Consider the following 21176-nt stretch of genomic DNA (forward strand, 5'->3'; position numbering starts at 1 on the left):
GGTCAAAAGATCGCAGCCTTCGGCAGCTCCTACATTGGTTCTGTGTCGTATACAAAACCAATGTGGGAGCGGGCTTGCCCGCGATGGCGTCAGATCAGTCACAGCCGATCTGAGCCAATGCCGCCCGCAACCGCCCCGCACTCTCGCGCTGGCAATTAAGCTGCACCCTCTCCAACCCCAGCCAGTCCGCCATGCGCCGCAAATTCACCGCCAGCGCCAGCATCCCCTCCTCATCCAGCCCTGATTCCTCTTCATGCACCGCATGCACCGCCAGCCGCCCCGCCGCCCGCTCGGCACGCAGATCCACCCGTGCGGCTATCCGCTCATTGTGTAAAAACGGCAACACGTAATAGCCGTAAACCCGCTTGTCCTGCGGCGTGTAGATCTCCAGGCGATAGCGAAAATCAAACAACCGCTCGGTGCGGCTGCGCTCCCAGATCAACGAATCGAACGGTGACAACAGCGCACTGGCCGGCACTTTGCGCGGGATTTTCGGCTCCGGCAGGCAATAGGCGATTTGCCGCCAATCAGCGACTTCGCAGGACTGCAATTGTCCGGCCTCAACCAGCTCGGCCAGACGCGGACGCGCATCAGCCGGATTCAGACGAAAGTAATCACGCAGATCCTTTTCAGTGCCTACGCCCAGCGCCTGCGCCGCATGCAGTAATAACCCGCGCTGAGCCTCAGCCTCACCAGGCAAAGGCTGCTGCAGGATCGCCGAAGGAATCACCCGCTCCGGCAAATCATACAAACGCTCAAAGCCCCGTCGCCCGGCCACCGTCACTTCACCCGCGGCGAACAACCATTCCAGCGCATGCTTTTCAGCACTCCAGTCCCACCACTGTCCGGGCTTGTCTTCACGGGTCGACAAACTGCCTGCGCCCAATGCCCCACGCTCTTGGACCGCATTCAGAACCCGGCGAATGACATCCTGCTGCTCAAGACCAAACTTCGCCAGTTGCTGATAGATGTCCTTACCTTGCCTGGCCCGCTGCATGCGCCAACCCAGCAACGGATACATCGACAGCGGTAGTAACGACGCCTCATGCCCCCAGTATTCAAAAAGCGTACGACGACGCCCCGAACTCCAGGCGGCCTGGTCGAGCAAGTCAGAAGAATAGGAACCCAGACGGGAAAACAGCGGCAGGTAGTGCGAGCGCACCACGGCATTGACGGAATCGATTTGCAGCAGGCCCAGCCGTTCGATCAGCCGGTTGACGTGCGGCGCCTTGACGGTCGGCGGCTGGCGCCCGTTGAACCCTTGGGCAGCCAGCGCCAGACGTCGCGCCTGTTTAAGGGAAAAGGACAGTGTCGCGGGCATGAGCATCTCCTTGTCTGCTCGCAACCTACCTCAGTCCAGAAGTGTTTGTGTAGCGATGGCCTCATCATTTATGCATCGGATCGTCCCAGAACGGCCGCACTGACTCGTGCTCGACGTCGGCACGACTGACCCCGATGTCTTTCAGCGCTTCGTCGCTCAGACTGGCAAGCAACTCTCGTTCACGGTGCAGTTCGTACCAGCGGCTAAACTTGTGCAGCAGGTCCGAAACCATATGGCCATGGCCGGAAAACGCTTCTTCGCCTACAGACTCTCTTTGACCTTTCATCGTCTTGACCTCCGTTGTGGATGGCTCAAGTCTCGCGCCGGCGCTAAGATCAATCCAACGAATGTTTCTGATGGCATGCATCACGGAGATTCATCAATTGTCGGCCTACCCCAGTATCGATACCGATGTACTGCGCACCTTTGTCGCAATTGCCGATCAGGGCGGTTTCACCCGCGCTGGAGAGATGGTCAACCGCACGCAATCGGCGGTGAGCATGCAGATGAAACGTCTGGAAGAAGACGTGCTGCAGCGCCAGTTGTTCGAGCGTGATGGCCGGCAGGTTCGCCTGACCGCCGAAGGCCAGGTGCTGCTCGGTTACGCGCGGCGCATTCTCAAGCTGCACAGCGAAGTGTTCAACACTCTGCGCGAGCCGCACATGGTCGGCACCGTGCGCATCGGCACGCCGGATGATTACGTGATGCGTTTTCTGCCGGGGATCCTGTCGCGATTTGCGCAGTTCTATCCGCTGATCCAGATCGAAGTGCATTGCGAATCGACCAAACAGTTGTTGCAGCGAACCGATCTTGATCTGTCGATCGTCACCCGCGAGCCGGGCAACGAGATCGGCCAGTTACTGCGCAAAGAACGGTTTGTCTGGGCCGAGGCGCAAAACTTCAGCGCCCATGAACAGACGCCGCTGCCGCTAGCGATGTTCAACAGTGATTGTTTCTGCCGCTTGTGGGCCTGCAATGCGCTGGACGCGATGGGTCGCGATTATCGCATCGCTTACAACAGCACCAGCCTGTCGGCGCTGATGGCGGTGGTGAGCGCGGGTCTGGCGATCACCGCGCAACTGGAAAGCCTGATCACCCCGGACATGCGCATTCTGGGAGCCAACGAGGATCTGCCGCTGTTGCCCGAGGCCAGCATCATGCTGATCCGCAACTTGAACAATCCGTCGCCGATCACTGAATGCCTCGCCGAGCACATCGTCGAAGGCTTCAAACTTTAAAGGCAAGCATCACTGCGCACAGCACCAGAAACCCGCAGAACAGCCCACGCAGGAGTTTTTCCGGCATCGCGTGGGCAACTTTCACGCCCCAACTGATGCTGGCCAGTCCACCAATGGCCAGCGGCAGACCAATCATCCAGTCCACTTCGTGGTGCACCGCGTAGGTCACCAGCGTCACGCCTGTGCTCGGCAGTGCCAGCGCCAGCGACAAGCCTTGGGCGACCACCTGAGTAGTACCGAACAGGCTGGTGAGTACGGGCGTCGCCACGACTGCCCCGCCGACACCAAACAAACCGCCCATGGTCCCGGACGCCGCGCCGAGTACACCCAGCCACGGCCAGGAATAACGCATCTCGGACGTTGGCGCCGGGCGCTTGCCGAACATCTTCAGCAAGTTATAGGCGGACAATGCGACCAGGAACGCGACAAAACCGATACGCATGGTTTGCGCATCGATGCCCACGGCCCAGATCGAACCGATCCACGCGAAGCAGAACCCCATCACCGCCAGCGGCAACGCATGACGCAGTTCGATGCGATTGCGCTGGTGATAACGCCACAGCGCCAGCATCACGTTCGGCACGACCATCACCAGCGCTGTGCCTTGAGCGATCTGCTGATCAAGGCCAAACCAGACGCCGAGCAATGGAATCGCGATCAAGCCACCGCCGATGCCGAAGATGCCACCGAGCGTGCCGAGGGCGGCGCCGAACAGCAGGTACAACAAAAACTCCATCACAGTCGAATTCCTCTTACGTCAGGCGAAACATCCTACGCAGTCTCGGCTGGCGGGGAAACGCATAGCAACGCACAATGGCTATGCCGAATTCGCACAAGCATTGAACCGACATGAATCCCAACCAATTGACCGATCAACTCGGGCTGTTTCTCGATGTGCTGGAGAGTGGCAGCTTTTCCGCCGCCTCACGCCGTCATCCGCTGACGCCGTCGGCGGTTGCCCGGCGCATCGATAGCCTGGAAAGCGCGGTGGGCAGCCAGTTGTTCATTCGCAGCACGCATGCCGTACGCGCCACGCCGGCAGGTCTGGCCTTTGCCGAACGGGCGCGGCGGATCGTTGCCGAACTGCAACTGGCCCGCGCCGAAGCGGTGTCGCTGAGCAGTGCGCCGGAAGGTTTGATTCGCATCGATGCGCCGGCTGCATTCGGGCGCCGACACTTGGCACCGGTGATTGCCGACTTTCTGGTGTTGTATCCGGGGCTCGACGTGCAGTTGCACCTGATCGACAGTTTCGTCGACATGCACGGCTCGAATCTGGGCAAAGTCGATCTGGTGCTGCGTGCCGGACAAATGGCCGATACCCGACTGGTCGCCACCCCGTTGGCGAGCATGGTGCGCATCGCTTGCGCCAGTCCCGACTACCTCAAGCGTCGCGGTGTACCGAATCATCCTGCACAGTTGAGCGAACATGACGGTCTGGATTGGGACGGTCTCGCCCCACCCTTTGCGTGGCGTTTCGAACAGGACGGGCAGATGCAATTACACCGCCCGGCGCGCATCCGCATGAGCGCCAATAACGCCGAGGCTCTGGTGTGCGGTGCTTTGGCGGGGCTGGGCATCGCGCACCTGCCAACCTGGTTGGCCAGCGAATACCTGCTGCGCGGCGAATTGTTGCCGCTGTTTTGTGAAAATGGCCTGCCACGACCCGAATCCACCGGCATCTACGCCTTGCGGATGGAGCAGCAGACCCACTCGCGCAGCCGTTTATTGCTGGAGTATCTCAAGACCCGCTTCAGCCCGGTGCCACCCTGGGATCTGGCGTTGCAACGGGACTTGGGCCGGCACTAGGTTTCAGAGAATTATCTGGCGCATTAAAGATTCGAGCGCTAGATTCATGAGCATCATTGATCAAGGTTTACACATGAGCACCGAACGCAACACCCAAGACCACTGCGAAGACCTGTTGCTGGATAATCAGGCCTGCTTCGCATTGCATTCCACTTCGCTGATGCTGACCAAGGTCTACAAGCCGCTTTTGCAAGCGCTGGGCCTGACCTATCCGCAGTATCTGGCGATGATGGTGTTGTGGGAGAAGGATGGTTTGACGGTGGGAGAAATCAGCACGCGACTGTTGACTGATCCCGGCTCCCTAACGCCGTTGCTCAAACGTCTGGAAGGTGAAGGCTTGTTGAGCCGGACCCGCAGTCGTGAGGATGAGCGCGTGGTGATTGTTGAATTGACTGCGAAAGGCCGAGCACTCAAGGAAAAAGCCAAAACCGTTCCGCAATGCATTCTCGGTGCCAGCGGCTTTACCCTCGAGCGCCTGCAAAATCTGCAGGCTGAGCTGCAAGTGCTGCGCAGTCATCTGCAAGACAGCCTTATCTAGAACCCAAGGGATCTCGTTGTCTGCCGAGATTTCGCCCGACCTGAACATTTTTTGCCGTCGGCTTTTGCCCCATCAACCGCTCTAGATCAATACATCCAGCGCGCTGAACCCCTCCCCTTCGGCGCGCTCCTTCACTTTCCTTAAAAATTTATCTTGCGCACTAAATATTGGCGGACTATATTCACCTCGAACTTACTTAGCGCGCAAACAGTTAGCGCAATCAATGACACTAAACGAGGCCCACACCATGCAAACTCTCTACACCGCAATCGCAACCTCCACCGGCGGCCGTGACGGTCGTGCGATCTCCAGTGACAACGTCCTCGACGTCAAACTCGCCACCCCGAAAGAACTCGGTGGTGCTGGCGGCGCAGCGACCAACCCTGAGCAACTGTTTGCGGCCGGTTATTCGGCCTGCTTCATCGGCGCGCTGAAATTCGTAGCCAGCCAGACCAAGCGCAAAATCCCGGACGACGCGGCGATCACCGCTCACGTTGGTATCGGCCAGATCCCTGGTGGTTTCGGTCTGGACATCGACCTGCACATCAGCCTGCCTGGTCTTGAACAAGCCGACGCGCAAAGCCTGGTCGACGCTGCCCACCAGGTCTGCCCGTACTCCAACGCCACCCGTGGCAATGTCGATGTACGTCTGCACGTCACCGTGTAAATAAAGCAAAAAATCGCAGGCACAAAAAAGCCCGACTCAATGGTCGGGCTTTTTCTTTCCGCAAAAAGCAGTGCTTATTTGGCACGGCCTTTGTAGGAACCGCCTTCGCGGGTGTCGATTTCGATCTTGTCACCGATTTCGATGAAGTCAGCAACTTGCAGCTCGGTACCGTTGCTCAGCTTGGCTGGCTTCATGACCTTGCCGGAAGTGTCGCCGCGAGCCGAACCTTCGGTGTAGTCAACTACGCGCACGATGGTGGTCGGCAGCTCTACGGAAACCAGACGCTCTTCGAAGAAGATCGCTTCGCAAACATCGGTCATGCCTTCTTCAACGAAAGGCAGAACAGCTTCGATGTCTTCAGCGTTCAGCTCGTACATGGTGTAGTCAGTGGTGTCCATGAACGTGTAGGTGTCGCCGCTGATGAAGGACAGGGTCGCTTCTTTGCGGTCGAGGATTACGTCGTCCAGTTTGTCGTCGGCGCTGTAAACGATCTCGGTCTTGTAACCGGTCAGCAGGTTTTTCAGCTTGGTCTTCATGATCGCGCTGTTACGGCCCGACTTGGTGAATTCAGCTTTCTGAACCAGCCAAGGATCGTTTTCGAGACGGATCACGGTACCGGGTTTCAGTTCTTTACCAGTTTTCATTGCGAATATCCGAATTTGGATGGGATTTACAAAAATCTAGGCCGCGTATCATATCCAATTTAGGTAAAACTGTACCAGCGCCGCGGCAAGATCGGCTTGCAAGCCCTGTTCCAGACACCATGCTTCTGCATTTTCCTGCAGTTCCGGCCAGTGCTTGCGGGCCGCTAGCCAGTGCTCGCCGATCGGCTGGCCGGCACTCCAGGCGCGCCACAGACCGTTCATCGCCTCGGCAGCAGCCGGCGAAAGTCCCTTGGTATAGAGCGCGAGGAAGGCATCGAGCTTGTCCAGATGAATGTCTTCGTCCTGCTGATAGATGTGCCAGAGCATCGGCCGACCGGCCCACTGCGCCCGGACAAACGAATCCTCGCCGCGCACCGCGTTGAAATCGCAGCACCAGAGCAAATGATCGTATTGATCCTGACGGACGAACGGCAACACCTGCACGGTCAGCGCCTGACGGACATGGATCGCCCCGACAGAGAGGGTCTCAACACCGAGCCATCGCGCGACGTCGCCGAGAATCCGCCCTTCCGGCACCAGCAACTGAGTCGGTGTGGCGTCTGCTGCCAACACGTCCAGCCAACTGGCCAGCCCGGCGTTCTCGTAGGCAAACAGGGAAATCAACTGGGCGTCAGGCGCGCGTTCAATCCCCAGACCTTGCAGGAAGTGTCGCTGCGCTGCGGCATCCTGTTGAAACTGCTGACGCTGTGCAAGCAATCCTCGTTCACGCAATAGCCCACCGGTGCCTGGCTGGAAGCCCGGAAAGAAGAAGATTTTCTGCACCGATTTGTACTTCACCGACGGCAGGCCGTGGCAGCCGGTGACCCAGTCTTCGGCGCTCAGATAGTCGAGGTTCATCCATAGCGGCGGCTTCTCGCGCTCGGCCATGGCGTCCATGTAAGCACTCGGCAGTTGGCAGGCAAACGCGGCAATCACCACGTCGGCAGCGTCAGCATGGAGCCACTCGTTCGGCCAGTGGCGTACCTCGACGCCCTGCTGCCATTGCTGCGCTGCGCTGACGTCGATTTCCGGACAAATGCGCTCGAACGCGCGCAGATCATCGACCCACAGCCGCACCGTCAGCGAATGCTCGGCCACCAGTTGCCGGGCCAGACGCCAGGTCACGCCGATGTCGCCATAGTTGTCGACCACAGTGCAAAAAATATCCCAGCGGGTTTTCAGTGGCGGCATTCAAGACTCCCCGTTGGCAAAAGCAGCGATTGTCCGCATAAATGACGTCGTGCAGAAGAGCCGACGGCGATTAATCTTCGTGCGACAATCGCCACTTGCCCGTACCCATCCGCCAGGAGGCAGCCATGCCCTACCGTCCTAACCCGCGTCGCCCCCTGCCTGTTCAGCTTAGCGCGTTGCATTTGACCGGCAGCATTGCCCTGGGCATGTGGCTGGGCTTCCTCGCGATTGCGCTGACATGCTGGCTACTCTCGCGTTTTATGTTCAACGAACAACTCGCGCCGGTTGCCCAGGCGGTGCAGCAACTGGCCAATCCGCCAGCAGTGCAAGCCGTTCCAGAGATACCGCCGCAGAGCCCTCTGTTCGATCAGTACGAAGAAAACCTGCGCAAGAACGAGCAGCAGAATCGTCTGGATCAGGCGCGTAGCAGCAACCGCAATCAGTCGAACCCGAAATGCCAGTTCTGGCTGCAACAGGACCAAACCGCGCCAAGCGAAAAGAGCCGCGCCAACGTTTTACAATTCTGCGATTGATCATGAACAAGCACAGCGTCCACCAATTGATTCTCGACAAATTGCGCATCGACCTCGATATCGCCGAACGTGCGGCACAAACCGCTTACGAAACCGCGACCCACGAAGAGAACATCGCCGAAAACAAGTACGACACCCTTGGGCTGGAAGCGTCGTATCTGGCGGCCGGGCAAGCGAAACGCGTCGAGGAAATTCGTCAGTCGCTGGCGCTGTGCCAGAACCTGACACTGCGTGCCTATGACGAAAACCGTGGAATTGAGGTCGGCGCCCTGCTCGGTCTGGAAGACGAAAAGGGTCGTGAGCAATGGCTGTTTCTGGCGCCGGATGCGGCGGGCCTGAAGGTCGACGTGGTCGGCCAGCCGATTACCGTCATCACCCCGCGCTCGCCGCTGGGCAAAAGTCTGCTGGGCAAGTTCGAAGGTGATGAGGTGGAGATTCTGGTGGCGGGCACCCGGCAACAGTTTGCTGTCACCGAGGTGCTCTGAAGCAGGGACTTAGTGGACTGGCAGTTCGACGCCGTCGAACAGTTCTTCCAGCTCTTGCTTGTTGTGGCACTGAATGGCTTTGGCCATCACTTCGCGGGTCAGGTGCGGCGCGAACTTCTCAATGAAGTCGCACATGAAACCACGCAGGAAGGTGCCACGACGGAAACCGATCTTGGTGATGCTCGATTCGAACAGCTCGCTGGCATCCAGTACCACCAGATCGTTGTCGAGTTTGGTATCGACGGCCATTTTCGCCACGATGCCCACACCCAGACCCAAGCGCACATAGGTTTTGATCACGTCGGCGTCGGCAGCGGTGAACACCACTTTCGGCGTCAGGCCACGGTGGCTGAATGCTTCGTCGAGTTTCGAGCGGCCGGTGAAACCGAACACGTAAGTCACGATCGGGTATTCGGCCAGTGCTTCGAGGGTCAGCTTCGGCAGCTTGGTCAGCGGGTGGCCCTGGGGCACAACCACGCAGCGGTTCCAGCGGTAGCATGGCATCATCACCAGATCGCCGAACAGCTCAAGCGCTTCGGTGGCGATGGCGAAATCGACGGTGCCGTCAGCGGCCATTTCGGCGATCTGCATCGGCGAACCCTGGTGCATGTGCAGCGCCACGTCAGGGTATTGCTTGATGAAATTGCTGATCACCGGCGGCAACGCATAACGCGCCTGGGTGTGAGTCGTGGCGATCGACAGCGTACCTTTCTTCTCGTTGGAGAATTCCTGGGCGATCTGCTTGATGCTTTCGACCTTGCGCAGAATCTCGCCGGCAGTGGTGATGATGCGCTCGCCGGCGGGCGTGACGCGGGTCAGGTGCTTGCCACTGCGGGCAAACACTTCAACGCCGAGTTCATCTTCCAACAGACGGATTTGTTTACTGATGCCCGGTTGCGAGGTGTAAAGGCTTTGGGCTGTAGCGGAAACGTTGAGGTCGTGGTGCGCCACTTCCCAGATGTAGCGCAATTGTTGAAGCTTCATATGTATCCCTCAAAGCAGGTAGACGCCACGGGCATCAGCGACGGTATATAACTATATTAATGGTTTGAAGAATAAATCTAGAACTTTTTTGTCAAAGCGCCATTATTCCTGCCTCAGCGATCCTCCCGGCGCCGACGCTCCACCAGCGGCACCAGATAAACCGGCACCTTGGCCAATTGCAGTACCCGCGCCGCCGTGCGCCCCAAGGGTGTTTCCGCGCCTACCCCGTGGCTGTGACTTCCTACGATCAGCAAATCGACAGAGAGTTTCTGCGCCTGGTCGAGAATCACCTGCGAAGGATCGCCCTGTAGCACGCGTACCGCGCAAATCCGCTGCAGATCCTGCTCGCCCTCCTCGCCCAGCTCTTCACGAAAACTGTCGAGCACCCGTTGCTCGATATTGGCGATGACTGTTTTCAGACCCTGGCTGTGGAATTCGTTCAACGCCTGCTCGTCGAGATAACTCTGCAACACAGATTCGGCAAACAGCCCCATCGGTTCCACCGCATGCACTACATATAAGTCGGCATCGAACGTTCGCGCCAAGGCCAGGGCATGCTGCATCACAAACGGCGCGTACAGACCGAGGTCAGTGGCATACAGCATCGAACGAATCATATGACCTCCTCGCAAGCCAACATGGCGGACATTTGATTCAGCTTAGCAGTGCCTTGGCGAGTACGACGTGTGACGCAACGTCTTGAAGCACAGGGCCTTTAGATCGATGGTTCGTTGCTGATGCCGTGTGGCACATGGCCGGTTGCAACCACTTCGCGGGCAAGCTCGCAGTGGCCGGCCTGATCGTCAAAGAACACGTCGGCGGCAAACGCTTCGAGAAACGCCGATTTGGTCAGGCCGCCGAGAAACAGGGATTCATCGAGACGAATGTCCCACTCGCGCAGCGTGCGGATGACTCGCTCATGGGCCGGAGCCGAACGAGCGGTCACCAGCGCGGTACGGATCGGGCAGTCATCGTCGGGGAATTCGCGTTGCAGCAGATTGAGCGCCGCCAGGAAGCCCTTGAATGGCCCACCGCGCAATGGCTCACGCGCCGATTCGCGCTCCTTGGCCTGGAACGCTTCCAACCCGCCTGACTGATAGACGCGCTCCGACTCGTCGGAAAAAATCACCGCGTCACCGTCGAAGGCGATGCGCAGTTCGTCGCTGGCCGCACGGCTGGCGCCCCCGGACAAAATGGTCGCGGCGGCGAAGCCGGCATCCAGCGCCGCGCGAACGTCCTCGGCATGGGTGGAGAGAAACAGGTCGCAACCAAACGCCTTCAGATAGGGATAAGGACTGCGCCCGCCGACAAACGCCGCGCGGGAAATCGCCAGGCCGTAATGATGAATCGAATTGAACACGCGCAACCCGGTGTCGGCGCTGTTGCGTGACACCAGAATCACCTCGACCCGCGCGCGGCCGAGGCGACTGTTCAGGCTCAAGAGTTTTTCCACCAGTGGAAAGGCGTCACCGGGCGCGAGGATCTCGTCTTCGTGCTCGATCTGGTATTGCCGGTAGGCTTCGACGCCGCTCGACAGGTAGACCTTGTGGCTCTCGCTCAGGTCGAACAAGGCGCGCGACGAAATCGCCAGCACCAGTTTGTCATCGATGTTCTTGGCCATGCCTTCCCCCGCCCCCACAACAAAAAACCGACTTAAACGTTACGTCGGTCGATAAAACTCAAATTGCGATACAGCGCCTCGATGCGCGGCAGCTCACAGCCTGCCGCTCTCGCCGCCACCAGTGGTCGGGCATAAATCGCCTCCAGCTCCAGCGGTCGCTTATGCAAAAAGTCGTGGTACATGCTCGGCCAGTAGTCGGGCATTTTCTCGGTCATCATGAACAGGTACTCGGCATAACCGGGCGGGATCTCGTGACCGCAAGCCCGCGCGCCCAGCACCACTTCGGCCATAAGCGCCTGGATCAATGCGCGGCTGTCGTCGTCGGCCATCAGTGGCGTAGTGCTGGCGCCGAGTAACACCGAGAGACCGTTGTAGGGAATATTCCAGACCAGTTTCTGCCAGCGTGCCTGATGTAGATTGGGCATTGCCTGGGAGTCGATACCCGCGGCACGGAACAGTCCGGCGCCTTCTTCGACCAACGCCATGCGCGCCGCGTCATCGACTGCCGGGCCGCTGTGATAACCGACGTTTACTGCGCCGAGGGCTTGGTGGGTAATCTGCCCCGGCCCGTCGCGATGCACGCAGACCAGGCACAGACCACCCAACACATGCAGGGACTCAGGCAACAACTCACGCAAACTGTCCTCGACGTCCAGACCATTTTGCAGCACCAGCACTTTCGCATCGGGCTTGGCCGCTTGAATGATCGCCGGAGCAAGGCCTGCCGAACTGGTGGTCTTGGCACCGACCAGCAGCCAGTCGCACTTGGGCATGTCTTCAGCAGCAGAATAGGCCTGCACCGGATTCAGCGTCAGCTTGCCGTGCACCGCGCTGTCCACCTGCAAGCCGCGCTCGGCCACAGCCGAAAACTCACTGCGCAACAGAAAGTGCACATCGAATCCGGCTCGTGCCAGCATCAATCCGTAGAACCCGCCGATGGCGCCAGTACCGATGATCCCCACTACCGGTTTGTTGATTGCCCCCATTTATGGCAACTCCTCTGCAATTCGACCCAGCGCCTGCGCCAGCGACGCGTTCAGCTCTTCGGCCGTAAGGCGCGTATGCAATGCCCCAAAGAACTCACCGTCGCGCACCACAAACAGCGCCGGCAAATGAAAGACCTGGTAACGCTCCACCAGCCCGCCGTTGTCACTGGCGTCTATCCAGCACAGCCGATCCACCGCCAAGTCAAAACCGGGCAATACCTCACGGGCATAGCGGCAACTGGCGCAGCCGACGCTGGTGAAAATCACCAGAGAAACGCCACTCATTGCCAGCAGCCGCTGGTCGGCGTCGAAATCGGTCAGTTCGGATTCGACCACTATACTGGGGGAAACAATGTCAAATGGCCGACACAGGGAGTCTGTGCTCATGGGACGTTTCATTCCTCATCCGGACGAAGTGCCGGTTGAATTAACCTTACTCAAGCCTGAGTGTATTTCCAGGCAACAGCTGCACACTATCAGCCTCGGCGGGATCGCTTGCAATTATCACCGTGCCTGGCGCCACGGTACGGCCCTGCAAGTGCGCATGCCGACGCTCAATGCCGACATCTGTTTTCCAGGGTACGTGGCGTGGTGTTTGCGCCGCAAAAAAGGCTATCTGCTGGGCATCGCCTTCACCGACGAACAAACGCTGTTCAGCGCGCGAATGGGTGAGCAGGTGTGTCAGATCGAACGCTACTGCCGCATGAACGACACCCACGATGACCTGCAGAATATTCAGGCGCTGGCCCTGCAATGGGTCGAACAGCACGCCGACGAGTTCTCCCAGGACAGCGTTCGCAAGGCTTTTGCCCAGCCAGTGCTGGATTAAAGCGGCGTTTGCCCATTGTCGAGCAGCGCCTGACGCGCTAAGGTTCCGTTCCCCCGACGCGCTTAAATCTGCTGTGCTCCGCCGCGCGGGGATCGCTGGCGGCCGGCACCCGTGACCTGACGAGTAAACGATGGCTGATTTACCGATCAACGACCTAAACGTCGCCTCTAACGAGACCCTGATCACTCCCGATCAGCTCAAGCGTGATATCCCTCTGAGCGAAGCTGCCCTGCGCACCGTCACCAAGGGCCGCGAAGTCATTCGCAACATTCTTGATGGCACCGACCACCGTCTGTTCGTAGTGATCGGTCCGTGCTCGATCCACGACATCAAGGCTGCCCACGAATACGCCGAGCGCCTGAAGGTGCTGGCTGCGGAAGTCTCCGATACCTTGTATCTGGTCATGCGCGTGTATTTCGAAAAGCCGCGCACCACTGTCGGCTGGAAAGGTCTGATCAACGATCCGTATCTGGACGACTCTTTCAAAATTCAGGACGGTCTGCACATCGGTCGCCAGTTGCTGCTGGACCTGGCCGAAAAAGGCCTGCCGACTGCCACCGAAGCCCTGGACCCGATTTCCCCGCAGTATCTGCAGGACCTGATCAGCTGGTCGGCCATCGGCGCGCGTACCACAGAATCCCAGACTCACCGTGAGATGGCTTCCGGCCTGTCCTCGGCAGTCGGTTTCAAGAACGGCACCGATGGCGGTCTGACTGTGGCGATCAACGCCTTGCAGTCGGTTTCCAGCCCGCACCGTTTCCTCGGCATCAACCAGGAAGGTGGCGTGTCGATCGTCACCACCAAAGGCAACGCCTACGGTCACGTAGTGCTGCGCGGTGGCAATGGCAAGCCGAACTACGATTCGGTCAGCGTTGCCCTGTGCGAGCAGGCGTTGAACAAGGCGAAGATCAAGCCGAACATCATGGTCGATTGCAGCCACGCCAACTCCAACAAGGACCCGGCCCTGCAACCGCTGGTGATGGAGAACGTCGCCAACCAGATCCTCGAAGGCAACCAGTCGATCATCGGCCTGATGGTCGAGAGCCACTTGAACTGGGGCTGCCAGGCGATTCCAAAAGACCTCGCCGATCTGCAATACGGCGTGTCGATCACCGATGCTTGCATTGACTGGTCCGCCACCGAAAACACCTTGCGCAGCATGCATGCCAAGCTCAAGGATGTTCTGCCAAAACGCCAGCGCAGTTGATACGCGGTTTACGGGCATAAAAAAACGCCGGGCATTGCCCGGCGTTTTTGTGTGTGGCGTATGGCTCAGATCTTCGCGGCGCGACGCTGATGACGCTCCATGTAGCGCTCGACGTAGGAGCACGATGGAATCACCGTGTAGCCCATTTCTTCGGCGTATTGCAGCGCGCTTTCGGTCAGCGCTGCGGCAATGCCACGGCCGCGCAGGGCGTTGGGCACAAACGTACGATAGATATCCAGGGTCTGTTTCCCCAGATCCATATAGGTCAGGTAGGCACGATGACCGTCCACATTGGTCTCGAACTGATGACCAGCCTGGTCATGGTGGATGGACAACGCCTCGCTCATCACTACTCCTCGCGGGTCTTGAATTCTGACCCCTACCTTACCGATGTTTTTCCGGCGAAGGAACATCTACGCCACCCCGTGCCTGTCGGACACCGAGAAGAGACACACCGATCTCGCACAACCGAGCACGTAATAAATAGTAGGCACCATTGGCGAAATTGCTCAAGGTGCGCTCGTCATCACGCTCAAAGACCGGGGTTGCTCCGATGGACGCAGGGTGGCTGGGGGAGAAGATCTCCCCGGCCGACTACCTGAACATTGCCGGATGTTGAGACTTAAGACGTGCGACCTTTTTTAAAGTCACCTCAACATGGACAAAGATAAGCGAAGCAGCACACAAATCCGGAACAAAAGTATGGACGAAGTCATATAGACAGACTTTAGCCACTACCTGCAATACAGCACGAGACACCGGGAACTTTTTCTCAATAACTCGCTATGCGCGGGGCTTGCAGCTGGATACTTTTTAAACAGCTCAGTTAAAAGTTGCTCGAAAAAGAATCAACGCCTACAATTTTTTTTGCTTCTTGCCTTACGTCAGTTTACTTACTACAAGTAATGGGTAGTATGTACGCCGGCTATTTCCTCAATCGGAGGAGACAGCCACTTAATTGAAAGTCCTTGAAGGGGAACACGATGAACAACGTTCTGAAATTCTCTGCTCTGGCTCTGGCCGCAGTTCTGGCTACCGGTTGCAGCAGCGCATCGAAAGAAACCGAAGCACGTCTGACCGCTACTGAAGACGCAGCTGCTCGCTCCCAGGCTCGTGCAGACGAAGCTTACCGTAAAGCTGATGAAGCTCTGGCTGCTGCTCAAAAAGCACAACAGACTGCTGACGAAGCTAACGAGCGTGCTCTGCGCATGCTGGACAAAGCTAGCCGCAAGTAATAATCCCTCGGGATTGTTATCAAGCCGACCCATTTTTTGGGTCGGCTTTTTTGTGCCCGACGCTTTTGTCCGGGCATAAAAAAACCCGCCGATGCTGACATCGGCGGGTTTTGTTTTTCAGCTTACTGTTGCAGGTCGATCGGCGCAGTCGAAACAATCGGTGCCGAAGTACTCGGCGTACCGATTTCCGTCGGCAGGCCGTCTTCGGCCGCGACCACATCACGCACCACATCCCAGTTCATGCGCAGGTTGTTGGTGACGTCTTCACGCTTGAGCATCGCGTTGATCACCGCAGTGTGCTTGTCGACCACCGACGGGTTGCCCTTGTCGTCGATCGGCGTGTGCGCTTCCAGATAGACCTTGCCGCCACTGCGACCGAACTTGTACGCATCGTTGATGATACGCACCGAGGTACCGACCGGAACCATGCCGGCCATCTCCAGCACGTTGTTGTTGAACATGCGGAAACAGCCATGGCTGGTGCGCATACCGATACCAAACTTCTTGTTCGAACCGTGAATCAGGTAGCCCGGAGTACCCAGGGTGAACTTGAACGGCCCCAGAGGATTGTCTGGACCTGCCGGCACCACGTTTGGCAGCGGATCACCATCAGCGGCGTGTTCGGCCTTGATCGACGCTGGAGGCGTCCAGGTAGGGTTCGGCGTCTTCGCCGTGATCGAGGTGTGCGCGATGGGCGAACCCCAGCCCTCACGACCGATACCCAGCGGGAAGGTGTACACCACGTTCCGGCCTTTCGGGAAGTAGTAGAGACGGTATTCGGCAAGGTTGATGACGATGCCTTCACGCGGGCCTGGCGGCAGAATGAAACGCGTCGGCAGGACGATTTCGGTACCGGCGCCCGGCAACCAGGCATCGACGCCCGGGTTGGCCGCAACCATTTCCGAATAACCCAGATCGTAGGTTGTGCCCAGATCGGCGAAAGTGTCTTCGTACTTGGCTTTGATCACCTGCACCTGGCCGATGATGTCCTCACCGGGAGGTGGCAGGGGAAGCTCCAATGCAGCAACGGGACCGGCCACACACAGGGCGGCAAGTGACAGGCAGCGGGTGACGGCAGGAAAGCGCGGCAACATCCGGAAAATCCTTCGCATGATCAACAAGGGTATAAGTGCGCGATTGTACACCGCGCCTCGGGAATTCGGGGAGATGCGCCGATAGACCGTGCAAAGCGGCCTGAATGGCTTTAAAGCTCGAAGCGCAACTCAGGCCAGATCGGCGAAGTGCCGCGCTTCTGCGACTCCAGGATTGCCCGGCACAGCGAACACAGACGCTGGTCCTGGAACACCCGGCGATCCACGCTCGACCAGCGCGGCTGTGCCGGCAGCAGGCTGCCGCACAGGGTGCGATCGGCCGAGCCGCCCAATTCGAGTTGACGGGTCACCAGATGCACCCGCACTTCCTGGCAGGCGAACAGATCCAACTGCTCGTCAGGCTCGATCAGTTGGTAGGCAAACAGGGACCAGGCAGAACGCGGCATTGGGGGCTCCAAATAAGGGGGCGCCACATTAGCCGAAAGCCTGCCGCTAGAAAAGCCTCATAACAGGGGTTTTAGCGTAGGCCAGACATTTTCCAGCAACTTGCCCTGAGCCCCGGCCGCCGGGTGCAGACCATCGGCCTGCATCAGGTCTGGATGACCGCCTACACCGTCGAGAAAAAACGGCACCAGCGGGATCTTTTTATCCTCGGCGAGATTGCCGTAGACCTCGGCGAAGGCATCGGTGTAGCGCTTACCGTAGTTAGGCGGCAATTGCATACCGAGCAACAGCACCTTGGCGCCGCTTTGGCGAGAGCTGTCGATCATCGAGGCAAGATTTTGTTGCAATTGCGTTGGCGGCATTCCGCGCAAGCCGTCATTGCCTCCCAACTCGAGAATCACCAGCTCAGGCTTATGCTCTGCAAGCAGCGCTGGCAGGCGCGCCTGGCCTCCGGCACTGGTGTCGCCGCTGATGGAGGCATTCACTACTTTGTCGTCGAAACCCTCCTGTTTGAGCCGTTGCTCAAGCAACGATACCCATCCCAAGCGGGTATCCAGTCCGAAACCGGCGCTGATACTATCGCCAACGATCAGGACAGTACCCGCCGCTGCGTTCTGGGCCATGCACATCAAGGCCAGGCCAGCACTCAAAAACCACACACGCATCGGATTCTCCATGGGCGCAAGCATTCTCACCGCGAAGAACCTCAGCAAAGTGGTTCCCAGCGCGGAAGGTGAACTGACTATCCTGCACGAACTCAGCCTGGAACTGAACAAGGGCGACAGCCTGGCCATCGTCGGCGCGTCCGGTTCCGGCAAATCCACCCTCCTCGGCCTGCTCGCCGGACTCGATTTGCCTAGCAGCGGCGAAGTCATTCTCGCCGGCCAGGCGTTAAGCAATCTCGATGAAGACCAGCGCGCGCGCATCCGCGCCGAGCATGTGGGTTTCGTTTTTCAATCGTTCCAGTTGCTCGACAGTCTCAACGCGCTGGAAAACGTCATGCTGCCGCTGGAACTCGATGGCCGCAAAGACGCCCGCGAGCGCGCCACCGAGTTGCTTAAGCGGGTTGGCCTCGGCCAGCGTCTGACGCATTCACCGCGCCAGCTCTCCGGTGGCGAGCAACAACGCGTGGCGATTGCCCGGGCGTTTGCCGCCGAGCCTGACGTGCTGTTCGCCGACGAACCCACCGGCAACCTCGACAGCCACACCGGCGAGCGCATCAGCGACCTGCTGTTCGAATTGAACAAGGAACGCGGCACCACTCTGGTGCTGGTGACCCACGACGAACGCCTGGCGCATCGCTGCCGGCGCCTGATCCGTCTTGAAGCCGGGCTGTTGGTCGCCCCTCTGGAGCCTTGATGGCACGCCTGCCGCTGTTGCGTCTGTTCAGTCTCGCCATTCGCCAACTCATGCGCGATGCCCGCGCCGGAGAATTGCGGGTGTTGTTCTTCGCTCTGGTGGTAGCGGTGGCGGCGAGTACCGCCATCGGTTATTTCGGGGCCCGCCTCAACGGCGCGATGATGTTGCGCGCCACTGAGTTTCTTGGCGCCGATCTGGTTCTGGAAGGCAGTTCGCCGGCCCGAGAGGAACAGATCAGGAGCGGTACCGAGTTGCGCCTGAACCACGCGCAAGTGGTGGAATTTTCCAGCGTCATCGCCACCGACAACGCCATTCAGTTGTCGAGTATCAAAGCGGTCGATCGCGCCTACCCATTGCGTGGCGAACTGAAGAGCGCTCCGGCGCCATTCGCCACTGAGGAGCCCGGCGGCGAACCACAACCCGGTGAAGCCTGGGTCGAGGCACGTCTGCTGACTGCGCTGGATCTGAAGATCGGCGACAGCATCGATGTCGGCATGAAGACGTTGAAGCTGACACGGGTGCTGACCTATGAACCGGATCGCGCCGGCAACTTTTATAGCCTCACTCCCCGAGTGATGATCAACCTCGACGACCTCGTCGCGACCGGCGTGGTGCAGCCCGGCAGCCGGGTGAGCTATCGCGAACTGTGGCGCGGCGAACCGCAAGCGCTGGAAACCTATCGGCAGTTGATCAAACCCGGACTCGCGGCGAATCAGCGAATTCAAGATGCGCGCGATGGCAACCGGCAGATTGGCGGGGCGCTGGGCAAAGCCGAGCGCTATCTGAACATGGCCAGTCTGGTCGCGGTGTTGTTGGCCGGGGTCGCGGTCGCGCTTTCGGCAAACCGCTTCGCCAGCCGCCGCTTCGATGCCAGCGCTTTGCTGCGCTGCCTCGGTTTGTCACGCCGGGAAACCATGGTGCTGTTCAGTTTGCAGCTGACTGTCCTCGGATTGCTCGCCAGCCTCAGCGGTGCCTTGCTGGGCTGGCTGGCGCAACTGGGTTTGTTTGCATTGCTGAACGACCTGCTGCCGAGTGATGTGCCACCGGGCGGTCTGTTTCCAGCGATCGCCGGGATCGGCACCGGACTGGTAGCGCTGGCAGGGTTCGCCCTGCCGCCACTTGCCGCGCTGGGTCGAGTGCCGCCGCTGCGAGTATTGCGCCGCGACATGCTGCCAATCCCGTCGAGCACCTGGATGGTTTACGGTGCCGCATTGGGCGCGCTCGGCCTGATCATGTGGCGTCTGAGTCTGGATCTGCTGCTGACGTTTGCCCTGCTGGGCGGCGGTGTCGTGGCGGCAGTCATTCTTGGTGGATTGCTGCTGTTGCTGCTGAACAGCTTGCGCCGCCTGTTGGCCCGGGCTTCCTTGCCGTGGCGTCTTGGCCTCGGCCAATTGTTGCGCCATCCGTTGGCGGCTGCCGGCCAAGCGTTGGCGTTCGGTCTGATCCTGCTGTCCATGGCATTGATCGCGCTGTTGCGTGGCGAACTGCTCGACACCTGGCAGAACCAATTGCCGAAAAACGCACCGAACTACTTCGCTCTGAACATCCTGCCCGCGGACAAACAGGCCTTTACGGATCACCTGATCAAAGTCTCGGCGCAAGCGGCGCCGTTGTACCCGGTAGTGCCGGGCCGGTTGATCAGCATCAACGGCGACCCCGTACAGCAAATCGTCAGTAAGGATTCGGCAGGGGATCGCGCAGTTCAACGGGATCTGAGCCTGACTTGGGCCGCTGACTTGCCCGCTGGCAATAAACTGACTGCCGGCTCATGGTGGAGCTCGCAACCGTCGGACGAAGTACCGGGCGTGTCGGTGGAAGGCAAAGTCGCCGAGAGCCTCAAACTCAAACTCGGCGATCACATGGTGTTCAACGTCGGTGGAGTCAATCGTGAAGCGAAGGTCACCAGCCTGCGAGAGATCAACTGGGACAACTTCCAGCCGAACTTCTTCATGATCTTCCAGCCCGGCACACTGAAGGATCTGCCGGCTACCTACCTGACCAGCTTCTATCTGGCCCCCGGACACGACCAGCAGATAGTCGAACTGTCGCGCACCTTCCCGGCTGTGACCATCCTTCAAGTCGAAGCCCTGCTTGAACAGCTGCGTAGCATCCTCGCCCAGGTCACCCTGGCCGTGGAATATGTGTTGTTGTTTGTTTTGGCGGCGGGGATGGCCGTGTTGTTTTCCGGATTGCAGGCGACGCTGGATGAGCGCATTCGCCAAGGCGCGCTCTTGCGTGCGCTGGGGGCGGAGCGGCAATTGCTGATCAAGGCACGGCGCATCGAGTTCGGCCTGCTTGGCGCGGTCAGCGGTTTGCTCGCGGCCATTGGTTCGGAAGTGGTAAGTCTGGTGCTGTATCGCTACGCATTCGATCTGCCGTGGCACCCGCATCCTTGGCTGCTGGTGCTGCCACTGATTGGCGCAGCGCTGATTGGCGGCGCCGGCGTGTTCGGCACGCGCAGGGCGCTCAATGCAAGTCCGCTGACAGTGTTGCGCGAGGGTTGATAGACTCCAGCCGTCTCTCTCACAAGAAGTTGCCATGAGCCGTTATCGCCCTCCCCGCACCGCCGGCACCGCGCTGATCACCCCAGAAGGTGAAGCGCGGATGCGCGCCGAATTCCATGAGCTGTGGCATGTGCGCCGTCCGCAGGTGACGCAATCGGTAAGCGAGGCGGCGGCGCAGGGTGATCGGTCGGAGAACGCCGAGTACACCTACGGCAAAAAGATGCTGCGCGAAATCGACAGTCGCGTGCGCTTTCTCACCAAACGCCTGGAAGCGCTCAAGGTTGTCAGCGAAAAACCCAGCGATCCGAACAAGATTTACTTCGGCGCGTGGGTGACCATCGAAAACGAGGAAGGCAAGCAGTCGCGCTACCGCATCGTCGGCCCGGATGAACTGGATCTGAAGCTGGGCCTGATCAGCATCGATTCACCTCTGGCGCGCGCCTTGATCGGCAAGGCGCTGGATGCCGAAGTGCGCGTGCAGACGCCGACCGGCGAGCAATTCGTGTACATCGTGGCGATCGATTATCCGTAA

26 protein-coding genes are annotated in these 21176 nt (G+C 59.2%); 12 read left to right on the plus strand and 14 right to left on the minus strand.

Features of this window, described 5'->3' with window-relative positions; genetic code table 11:
* Positions 1-94 precede the first annotated feature (94 nt).
* Entirely contained in the window at positions 95-1321 is a 1227-nt protein-coding gene (locus IAI51_RS06115; RefSeq protein ID WP_187677669.1) for a winged helix-turn-helix domain-containing protein, read from the minus strand.
* A gap of 64 nt (positions 1322-1385) precedes the next feature.
* Complete coding sequence (locus IAI51_RS06120) at positions 1386-1607, minus strand: DUF1127 domain-containing protein (protein WP_187677670.1); 222 nt, start codon at positions 1605-1607, stop codon at positions 1386-1388.
* Positions 1608-1704: 97 nt separating this feature from the next.
* Between IAI51_RS06120 and IAI51_RS06125 the strand changes: the two genes are divergently transcribed.
* Positions 1705-2559, plus strand: coding sequence for a LysR substrate-binding domain-containing protein (locus IAI51_RS06125; protein ID WP_187677831.1), 855 nt, complete (start codon positions 1705-1707; stop codon positions 2557-2559).
* Here the strand turns inward: IAI51_RS06125 and IAI51_RS06130 are convergent.
* Positions 2549-3295 (minus strand): sulfite exporter TauE/SafE family protein, encoded by a 747-nt coding sequence (locus IAI51_RS06130; protein WP_222944061.1) that lies wholly within the window; start codon positions 3293-3295, stop codon positions 2549-2551. The genes IAI51_RS06125 and IAI51_RS06130 overlap by 11 nt on opposite strands.
* 113 nt (positions 3296-3408) lie before the next feature.
* Here IAI51_RS06130 and IAI51_RS06135 point away from each other — a divergent pair, with 113 nt between their 5' ends.
* From IAI51_RS06135 to IAI51_RS06145, 3 genes are all read left to right on the plus strand, one after another.
* Positions 3409-4365 (plus strand): LysR family transcriptional regulator, encoded by a 957-nt coding sequence (locus IAI51_RS06135; protein ID WP_187677672.1) that lies wholly within the window; start codon positions 3409-3411, stop codon positions 4363-4365.
* Positions 4366-4438: 73 nt separating this feature from the next.
* Positions 4439-4903, plus strand: a complete 465-nt coding sequence (locus IAI51_RS06140) for a MarR family winged helix-turn-helix transcriptional regulator (RefSeq protein ID WP_187677673.1) — start codon at positions 4439-4441, stop codon at positions 4901-4903.
* A 247-nt stretch (positions 4904-5150) separates the two neighbouring features.
* Positions 5151-5570, plus strand: coding sequence for an organic hydroperoxide resistance protein (locus IAI51_RS06145; protein WP_187677674.1), 420 nt, complete (start codon positions 5151-5153; stop codon positions 5568-5570).
* A 74-nt stretch (positions 5571-5644) separates the two neighbouring features.
* Here the strand turns inward: IAI51_RS06145 and IAI51_RS06150 are convergent, their stop codons facing one another.
* Together IAI51_RS06150 and earP are read right to left on the minus strand one after the other, a co-directional pair.
* A complete protein-coding gene (locus tag IAI51_RS06150) occupies positions 5645-6214 on the minus strand; it encodes an elongation factor P (RefSeq protein WP_028619992.1) in 570 nt (189 codons plus the stop codon).
* A gap of 48 nt (positions 6215-6262) precedes the next feature.
* On the minus strand, positions 6263-7405 hold the full coding sequence (gene earP / locus IAI51_RS06155) for an elongation factor P maturation arginine rhamnosyltransferase EarP (protein WP_187677675.1): 1143 nt from the start codon (positions 7403-7405) through the stop codon (positions 6263-6265).
* A gap of 125 nt (positions 7406-7530) precedes the next feature.
* Between earP and IAI51_RS06160 the strand changes: the two genes are divergently transcribed.
* The gene (locus IAI51_RS06160) at positions 7531-7938 is read left to right on the plus strand and encodes a hypothetical protein (RefSeq protein ID WP_187677676.1); all 408 of its coding nucleotides are present in this window, start codon (positions 7531-7533) and stop codon (positions 7936-7938) included.
* 2 nt (positions 7939-7940) lie between these two features.
* Positions 7941-8423 (plus strand): GreA/GreB family elongation factor, encoded by a 483-nt coding sequence (locus IAI51_RS06165; RefSeq protein ID WP_042607891.1) that lies wholly within the window; start codon positions 7941-7943, stop codon positions 8421-8423.
* Positions 8424-8432: 9 nt separating this feature from the next.
* On the opposite strand, the gene cysB is transcribed toward IAI51_RS06165, so the two are convergent.
* The 5 genes from cysB to IAI51_RS06190 form a co-directional block, all read right to left on the minus strand.
* Positions 8433-9407 carry an HTH-type transcriptional regulator CysB gene (gene cysB / locus IAI51_RS06170; protein WP_007908591.1) on the minus strand — a complete coding sequence of 325 codons (975 nt, stop codon included), beginning with the start codon at positions 9405-9407 and terminating at the stop codon, positions 8433-8435.
* Between the two features lie 113 nt (positions 9408-9520).
* On the minus strand, positions 9521-10024 hold the full coding sequence (locus tag IAI51_RS06175) for a universal stress protein (RefSeq protein ID WP_187677677.1): 504 nt from the start codon (positions 10022-10024) through the stop codon (positions 9521-9523).
* A gap of 98 nt (positions 10025-10122) precedes the next feature.
* Positions 10123-11028 carry a 5'-nucleotidase gene (locus IAI51_RS06180; RefSeq protein ID WP_187677678.1) on the minus strand — a complete coding sequence of 302 codons (906 nt, stop codon included), beginning with the start codon at positions 11026-11028 and terminating at the stop codon, positions 10123-10125.
* A 32-nt stretch (positions 11029-11060) separates the two neighbouring features.
* Positions 11061-12014, minus strand: a complete 954-nt coding sequence (locus IAI51_RS06185; RefSeq protein ID WP_187677679.1) for a putative 2-dehydropantoate 2-reductase — start codon at positions 12012-12014, stop codon at positions 11061-11063.
* Positions 12015-12401 carry a thioredoxin family protein gene (locus tag IAI51_RS06190; RefSeq protein ID WP_187677680.1) on the minus strand — a complete coding sequence of 129 codons (387 nt, stop codon included), beginning with the start codon at positions 12399-12401 and terminating at the stop codon, positions 12015-12017.
* Here IAI51_RS06190 and IAI51_RS06195 point away from each other — a divergent pair.
* A complete protein-coding gene (locus IAI51_RS06195) occupies positions 12400-12843 on the plus strand; it encodes a PilZ domain-containing protein (RefSeq protein WP_187677681.1) in 444 nt (147 codons plus the stop codon). The genes IAI51_RS06190 and IAI51_RS06195 overlap by 2 nt on opposite strands.
* Positions 12844-12973: 130 nt before the next feature.
* Positions 12974-14050, plus strand: coding sequence for a 3-deoxy-7-phosphoheptulonate synthase (locus tag IAI51_RS06200; protein ID WP_187677682.1), 1077 nt, complete (start codon positions 12974-12976; stop codon positions 14048-14050).
* Between the two features lie 65 nt (positions 14051-14115).
* On the opposite strand, the gene IAI51_RS06205 is transcribed toward IAI51_RS06200, so the two are convergent.
* Positions 14116-14397, minus strand: coding sequence for a GNAT family N-acetyltransferase (locus IAI51_RS06205; protein ID WP_003226804.1), 282 nt, complete (start codon positions 14395-14397; stop codon positions 14116-14118).
* A 636-nt stretch (positions 14398-15033) separates the two neighbouring features.
* Between IAI51_RS06205 and oprI the strand changes: the two genes are divergently transcribed.
* Positions 15034-15285, plus strand: a complete 252-nt coding sequence (gene oprI, locus IAI51_RS06210) for an outer membrane lipoprotei OprI (RefSeq protein WP_003199355.1) — start codon at positions 15034-15036, stop codon at positions 15283-15285.
* A 122-nt stretch (positions 15286-15407) separates the two neighbouring features.
* Here oprI and IAI51_RS06215 read toward each other — a convergent pair whose 3' ends face one another.
* The 3 genes from IAI51_RS06215 to IAI51_RS06225 form a co-directional block, all read right to left on the minus strand.
* Positions 15408-16379 carry a L,D-transpeptidase family protein gene (locus IAI51_RS06215; RefSeq protein WP_187677683.1) on the minus strand — a complete coding sequence of 324 codons (972 nt, stop codon included), beginning with the start codon at positions 16377-16379 and terminating at the stop codon, positions 15408-15410.
* A gap of 110 nt (positions 16380-16489) precedes the next feature.
* Positions 16490-16783 carry a hypothetical protein gene (locus IAI51_RS06220; protein WP_007955656.1) on the minus strand — a complete coding sequence of 98 codons (294 nt, stop codon included), beginning with the start codon at positions 16781-16783 and terminating at the stop codon, positions 16490-16492.
* Between the two features lie 57 nt (positions 16784-16840).
* Entirely contained in the window at positions 16841-17446 is a 606-nt protein-coding gene (locus IAI51_RS06225) for an arylesterase (RefSeq protein ID WP_187677684.1), read from the minus strand.
* A 10-nt stretch (positions 17447-17456) separates the two neighbouring features.
* Here IAI51_RS06225 and IAI51_RS06230 point away from each other — a divergent pair, with 10 nt between their 5' ends.
* From IAI51_RS06230 to greB, 3 genes are read left to right on the plus strand one after another with little or no spacing between them, the layout of a single operon-like run.
* Complete coding sequence (locus tag IAI51_RS06230; protein WP_187677685.1) at positions 17457-18140, plus strand: ABC transporter ATP-binding protein; 684 nt, start codon at positions 17457-17459, stop codon at positions 18138-18140.
* Positions 18140-20644 (plus strand): ABC transporter permease, encoded by a 2505-nt coding sequence (locus IAI51_RS06235; RefSeq protein WP_187677686.1) that lies wholly within the window; start codon positions 18140-18142, stop codon positions 20642-20644. The genes IAI51_RS06230 and IAI51_RS06235 overlap by 1 nt, the downstream gene beginning before the upstream one ends.
* Positions 20645-20678: 34 nt before the next feature.
* Positions 20679-21176 carry a transcription elongation factor GreB gene (gene greB, locus IAI51_RS06240; RefSeq protein ID WP_187677687.1) on the plus strand — a complete coding sequence of 166 codons (498 nt, stop codon included), beginning with the start codon at positions 20679-20681 and terminating at the stop codon, positions 21174-21176.

Source organism: Pseudomonas sp. N40(2020), assembly GCF_014472415.1.
In the GTDB taxonomy this organism is placed as follows: Bacteria; Pseudomonadota; Gammaproteobacteria; order Pseudomonadales; family Pseudomonadaceae; genus Aquipseudomonas.

What these genes read in the sequence shown, in the direction of transcription:
- IAI51_RS06200 (WP_187677682.1), top strand. Translation starts at nt 12,974, where the DNA reads ATGGCTGATTTACCGATCAACGACCTAAACGTCGCCTCTAACGAGACC.
- IAI51_RS06205 (WP_003226804.1), bottom strand. Translation starts at nt 14,397, where the DNA reads ATGAGCGAGGCGTTGTCCATCCACCATGACCAGGCTGGTCATCAGTTC.
- IAI51_RS06215 (WP_187677683.1), bottom strand. Translation starts at nt 16,379, where the DNA reads ATGTTGCCGCGCTTTCCTGCCGTCACCCGCTGCCTGTCACTTGCCGCC.
- IAI51_RS06130 (WP_222944061.1), bottom strand. Translation starts at nt 3,295, where the DNA reads ATGGAGTTTTTGTTGTACCTGCTGTTCGGCGCCGCCCTCGGCACGCTC.
- IAI51_RS06135 (WP_187677672.1), top strand. Translation starts at nt 3,409, where the DNA reads ATGAATCCCAACCAATTGACCGATCAACTCGGGCTGTTTCTCGATGTG.
- IAI51_RS06220 (WP_007955656.1), bottom strand. Translation starts at nt 16,783, where the DNA reads ATGCCGCGTTCTGCCTGGTCCCTGTTTGCCTACCAACTGATCGAGCCT.
- IAI51_RS06185 (WP_187677679.1), bottom strand. Translation starts at nt 12,014, where the DNA reads ATGGGGGCAATCAACAAACCGGTAGTGGGGATCATCGGTACTGGCGCC.
- IAI51_RS06145 (WP_187677674.1), top strand. Translation starts at nt 5,151, where the DNA reads ATGCAAACTCTCTACACCGCAATCGCAACCTCCACCGGCGGCCGTGAC.
- IAI51_RS06175 (WP_187677677.1), bottom strand. Translation starts at nt 10,024, where the DNA reads ATGATTCGTTCGATGCTGTATGCCACTGACCTCGGTCTGTACGCGCCG.
- IAI51_RS06140 (WP_187677673.1), top strand. Translation starts at nt 4,439, where the DNA reads ATGAGCACCGAACGCAACACCCAAGACCACTGCGAAGACCTGTTGCTG.
- IAI51_RS06160 (WP_187677676.1), top strand. Translation starts at nt 7,531, where the DNA reads ATGCCCTACCGTCCTAACCCGCGTCGCCCCCTGCCTGTTCAGCTTAGC.
- IAI51_RS06225 (WP_187677684.1), bottom strand. Translation starts at nt 17,446, where the DNA reads ATGCGTGTGTGGTTTTTGAGTGCTGGCCTGGCCTTGATGTGCATGGCC.
- IAI51_RS06150 (WP_028619992.1), bottom strand. Translation starts at nt 6,214, where the DNA reads ATGAAAACTGGTAAAGAACTGAAACCCGGTACCGTGATCCGTCTCGAA.
- earP (WP_187677675.1), bottom strand. Translation starts at nt 7,405, where the DNA reads ATGCCGCCACTGAAAACCCGCTGGGATATTTTTTGCACTGTGGTCGAC.
- IAI51_RS06190 (WP_187677680.1), bottom strand. Translation starts at nt 12,401, where the DNA reads ATGAGCACAGACTCCCTGTGTCGGCCATTTGACATTGTTTCCCCCAGT.
- IAI51_RS06120 (WP_187677670.1), bottom strand. Translation starts at nt 1,607, where the DNA reads ATGAAAGGTCAAAGAGAGTCTGTAGGCGAAGAAGCGTTTTCCGGCCAT.
- IAI51_RS06165 (WP_042607891.1), top strand. Translation starts at nt 7,941, where the DNA reads ATGAACAAGCACAGCGTCCACCAATTGATTCTCGACAAATTGCGCATC.
- cysB (WP_007908591.1), bottom strand. Translation starts at nt 9,407, where the DNA reads ATGAAGCTTCAACAATTGCGCTACATCTGGGAAGTGGCGCACCACGAC.
- IAI51_RS06195 (WP_187677681.1), top strand. Translation starts at nt 12,400, where the DNA reads ATGGGACGTTTCATTCCTCATCCGGACGAAGTGCCGGTTGAATTAACC.
- IAI51_RS06230 (WP_187677685.1), top strand. Translation starts at nt 17,457, where the DNA reads ATGGGCGCAAGCATTCTCACCGCGAAGAACCTCAGCAAAGTGGTTCCC.
- oprI (WP_003199355.1), top strand. Translation starts at nt 15,034, where the DNA reads ATGAACAACGTTCTGAAATTCTCTGCTCTGGCTCTGGCCGCAGTTCTG.
- IAI51_RS06180 (WP_187677678.1), bottom strand. Translation starts at nt 11,028, where the DNA reads ATGGCCAAGAACATCGATGACAAACTGGTGCTGGCGATTTCGTCGCGC.
- greB (WP_187677687.1), top strand. Translation starts at nt 20,679, where the DNA reads ATGAGCCGTTATCGCCCTCCCCGCACCGCCGGCACCGCGCTGATCACC.
- IAI51_RS06235 (WP_187677686.1), top strand. Translation starts at nt 18,140, where the DNA reads ATGGCACGCCTGCCGCTGTTGCGTCTGTTCAGTCTCGCCATTCGCCAA.
- IAI51_RS06115 (WP_187677669.1), bottom strand. Translation starts at nt 1,321, where the DNA reads ATGCCCGCGACACTGTCCTTTTCCCTTAAACAGGCGCGACGTCTGGCG.